1 pseudogene is annotated in these 1,073 nt (G+C 44.4%); it reads right to left on the reverse strand.

Going from position 1 to position 1,073, the window contains the following annotated elements:
* A pseudogene (locus F6K49_RS52300) lies at positions 1-316 on the reverse strand (serine/threonine protein kinase); the annotation flags it as partial.
* Positions 317-1,073 lie beyond the last annotated feature (757 nt).

Here is a 1,073-nt window from a genome sequence, read left to right on the forward strand (position 1 = left end):
GTTGTTCCTTGAGGGAGGAGCCAGGTATATAGTTGTGTACCAAGCCAAACCAGAGTACTCGGTCATCAATGTTAAAATAATCATGATACTTGGGAATACGGGGATGATTGAGCTGTTTAAGTACCTGTGCTTCTCGCTCAAAGAGTTTTAAATCGTCCCAATTAACGTCACCACCAAATGCCAGCAGTTTAACAACTACCAATTCTGGAGGTGACACTCCTATATCATCAGCTAGCCAAGTTTGACGTCCAGCATTATGTCCCAGTTGTTGCTTGAGTTGATAGCGCTCATGTAATATCTGTTCGGCTTCCAGCATCTCGGCTTAATGTCCTCAGTGGCTCATCCATCCCATCAGCGTGCTCGGTTAATCTCAAGCTAGATGGGTGGATGAAGGGCAAAGGGCAAAGGCTAAAGGGGTGGATTAGATCATGATTTTTCTTACCAATCAATTTGTCTTACGAATCAAACCGATTTATCATTGACAATTGACCCCTCTAGCTTTACTATAGCCAGATTTTTTTGGGATGACAGGGATGTTGACACTCCCCGGCCTAAAGGCGCGAGGATTCTTTAGAGGAGGTACCCTTTTGGGGCATTGCTCGTAACAACTACCAACATGGGGTTGATAGCCCACTTGGCGGTGCCAATTGCCTCTACTCTCTCCGACAAAATGTCATTGAGTCTACTTTTTTTTAAGTATTGTGATTCGCTCTCCAAAAAGACTTGTGCTTGCAGAGGGCTGGAATTGGAGTCTTTGACCGAGCATCCATTTCGGGTAGCTACCATTTAACCAAAGCGTCCCACTGCTAGGATTTTCACCTTTTCTTTTCAGGTCATCGCGTCTTCAAAGAAGATAACACAAAGCCGTCCTAGAAGCACGGGGTTTCAGACCCATTTTTTTGATGACAAGTTTATTCACTTAAATTTTGCGTTCCCGTAGCCACGACCGGGCGAGCATTGCTTTGTTTATCATCACCTTCATGCATCAAACTCTACACACTAAGTGTTAACTCAACCCAATCCTTCAACCACTGGATGGAAGTAAAACGCTAGTCCCAATACCACATAAGCTA

Source organism: Moorena sp. SIO3I6 (assembly GCF_010672095.1).